Source organism: Streptomyces sp. 13-12-16, from assembly GCF_002114215.1.
GTDB lineage: Bacteria > Actinomycetota > Actinomycetes > Streptomycetales > Streptomycetaceae > Streptomyces.
In genome coordinates this window covers 1-2,775 of sequence record NZ_NCTE01000874.1, presented here as the reverse complement: position 1 = coordinate 2,775, position 2,775 = coordinate 1, and the positions used below count along the sequence as shown (strand labels likewise).

Below are 2,775 nucleotides of genomic sequence, written 5' to 3'. Positions count from 1 at the left end.
CCCGCCGGAACCGGAGGCGTGGCCGGACCTGTGGCGCGCGGAGTGGCGCACCGAGTGGCCCGACGCGCCCGTGCGCACCATGCCCACCCTCGCCGCCGCCCTGCGCGAGGGACGCGCCCGGATCTGGCCGGCGGGCTCCCCGCTGGAGACCGCCCTCGCCGAGGTCGGCCCCGGCGGCCTGGCCATGCTGCCGCTGCCCGCCGGGAACCGGATAGCAGGCGCCTGTCTGATCGGCTGGGACACCCCGCACGACTTCGGCCCCGACGAACGCGCCCTGCTCACCGCCGCCGCCGGCCTCGCCGGACAGGCCCTGATGCGGGCCCGTGCCTTCGACGCCGAGCACGAACTGGTCGGCATGCTCCAGCGCCAGCTGCTGCCGCGCCGCCTGCCCCGGCTGCCCGGCGCGGTCGCCGTCGCCCGCTATCTGCCCAGCACCGCCGGCCTGGAGCTCGGCGGCGACTGGTACGACGTGATCCCGCTGCCGGACAACCACGTCGCCCTCGTCATCGGCGACGTCCAGGGGCACAGCGCCGGCGCCGCCACCCTCATGGGCCAGATGCGCACCGCGCTGCGCGCCTACGCCGTCGAGGGACACCCCCCGGACGTGGTGGTCTCCCACGCCAACCGGCTCCTCATGGACATGGAGACCGACCTCTTCGCCACCTGCTGCTACGTCGACGTCGACATGGAGGAGGGCTTCGCCTGGTGCGTCCGCGCCGGCCACCTGCCGCCGGTGCTGCGTCACCCGGACGGCCGCACCGAGATCGCGGAGGCCGAGGGCGGCCCGCCGCTGGGCGTGGTGCGGCAGAGCGACTTCCCCATGAGCCCGCTCAGGCTGCAGCCCGGCACGATGCTCGCGCTCACCACGGACGGCCTGGTGGAGTCCCCGGACTCCGACATCGACGAGGGCATGAACGGCTTCGCCCGGCAGCTTTCCGCCGCCGACCCCGCCGACCTCGGGACCGTCGCGGACGCCCTGCTCGGCAAGGCCCCGCGCAGCGACGACGTCGCCCTGCTGCTGATGCGCTACGACGGCATGGCCTCCCGTCCGCTGCGGGAGAGCTGGACGGTGTGGCGGGTGCCCCAGGCGGTCGGGCACGCCCGCCGCTTCACCCGGCGCACCCTGCGCTCCTGGGGGGTGACCGCGGACGTCGACGGCGCCCTGCTCGTCGTCTCCGAACTGGTCACCAACGCCCTGGTGCACACCGAAGGGCCGGTCCGCCTCGACATCTCCCTGGTCAACGACCGGCTGCGCCTCGCGGTCGCCGACGCCTCGCCCCGCACCCCCGTGAAGCCCACCAGCATCGGCTGGGAGGCCACCGGAGGCCGCGGCATCCTCCTCGTCGAGGCCGTGTCGGCCGGCTGGGGAACCCTTCCGGTCAGCGGGGGCAAGCAGGTGTGGGCGGAGTTCGTACTGCGGCCCTGACGGCCGCCGGGCCCGCCGGCCGGGAACGCCCGCGCCCGGTGACCGTACCGCTGCGCCGGGTACCCGGAACGCCACCGAGGGACAGGAGAGGGGAAACGTCATGGCACAGCACGTGCGCGACATCATGACCGGCGCGCCGGTGACCGTCGGGCCGCAGACCTCCGTCGCGGAGGTCGCCCGCATCATGCGCGACCGCGACCTCGGGTCCGTACTGGTGACCGACGGCGACCGGCTGCGCGGACTGGTCACCGACCGCGACCTGGTGGTGCGGTCGGTCTCCCGGGGCGGCGATCCCGAGGACATCACCGTGGCCGGCGCGTGCAGCGACGACCCGGTGACCGTGGCACCGGACGACGACCTGGACCACGCGGTGCGGCTGATGCGCGAACACGCCGTGCGCCGCGTCCCGGTCGTCGAGGACGGACGCCCCGTCGGCGTCGTCTCGCTGGGTGACACCGCCATGGAGCGCGACCCGGAGTCCGCCCTGGGCGACATCAGCGTGGCCCGGCCCAACATCTGACGAGGACCCCGGCCCGGACGGGAACTCCCCTTCCGGGCCGGGGCGTTGAGGAGGCGGAAGCACGTACGGCGGGCGGGTGTTTGTCCGGTGCGGCGCCGGGGACCCGGAGGGCAGCGGACAGAAGGAAGATGATGAGTCGTGACCTCGGAGACCACTGACCACCCCCGACCCCGCCGGGCGGAGACCGGCTGGGCGCGAGCCCGGCGACTGAGCGGCGAGGACCCGCTGCGGACCTGCCTCCCCGCCGTGGACCGCGGTACCACCTCCACCACCCCGAACACGAGTGTGGAGGGAAACATAGTAAGGGGCGATGATTAGCCCGCGTTCGGGTGGCCGATCGGCCCTCTCGCGGGATTTCATGACGCACGGGTAAAGCAAGTGATGTTCCATCCGCCGGAACACGACTATGGTGAGCCGAATGAAGGCTCTCGTGCTGTCCGGCGGTGCCGGAACCCGGCCGGGGCCGATCACCCGCGCCTCGGCCGAACAATTGGTGCCCGCGGTCGCCGAACCCCTGCCCTTACACGGGCCGGAGTCCCTGGCGGACGCGGGCATCACCGATGTCGGGACCGTCGCCGGTGACACGGCCGCGGAGACCGGGGGCGCGGTCGGTGACGGATCGAATTCCTGTCCGTGGGCCGCTTGCATTCCCCGGGGAAATCCTCCGGGACCGGCTCGCGCGGCGCTGACCGCCCCCGCCGTCCGGTATCCGGCCGACTCCCGCTCCGACGCGTGCCGCACGGTCGTCCGGGGCTGCCGGCAGGACACCGGCGGCGCCGTCGGCCTGCCGGGGGCCGGCCACCGCGCCCGTACGCTGCTCGCGTGCGAC

The 2,775-nt window shown here is 74.3% G+C and carries 4 protein-coding genes; all 4 read left to right on the top strand.

The annotated features are described in order from the left end of the window. The coding region (locus B7767_RS30910; RefSeq protein ID WP_085575025.1) for an ATP-binding SpoIIE family protein phosphatase at positions 1 to 1,426 on the top strand (1,426 nt) is incomplete at its 5' end. 100 nt (positions 1,427 to 1,526) lie between these two features. Continuing rightward, the gene (locus B7767_RS30905; RefSeq protein WP_085575024.1) at positions 1,527 to 1,946 is read left to right on the top strand and encodes a CBS domain-containing protein; all 420 of its coding nucleotides are present in this window, start codon (positions 1,527 to 1,529) and stop codon (positions 1,944 to 1,946) included. Between the two features lie 138 nt (positions 1,947 to 2,084). Further along, entirely contained in the window at positions 2,085 to 2,264 is a 180-nt protein-coding gene (locus tag B7767_RS48480) for a hypothetical protein (RefSeq protein WP_085575023.1), read from the top strand. Positions 2,265 to 2,364: 100 nt separating this feature from the next. After that, positions 2,365 to 2,775: sugar phosphate nucleotidyltransferase (locus tag B7767_RS30895; RefSeq protein WP_256923632.1), on the top strand; the 411-nt coding region annotated here is incomplete at its 3' end.

Coding starts and splice junctions, on each gene's coding strand:
- B7767_RS30905 (WP_085575024.1), top strand. CDS start 1,527: ATGGCACAGCACGTGCGCGACATCATGACCGGCGCGCCGGTGACCGTC.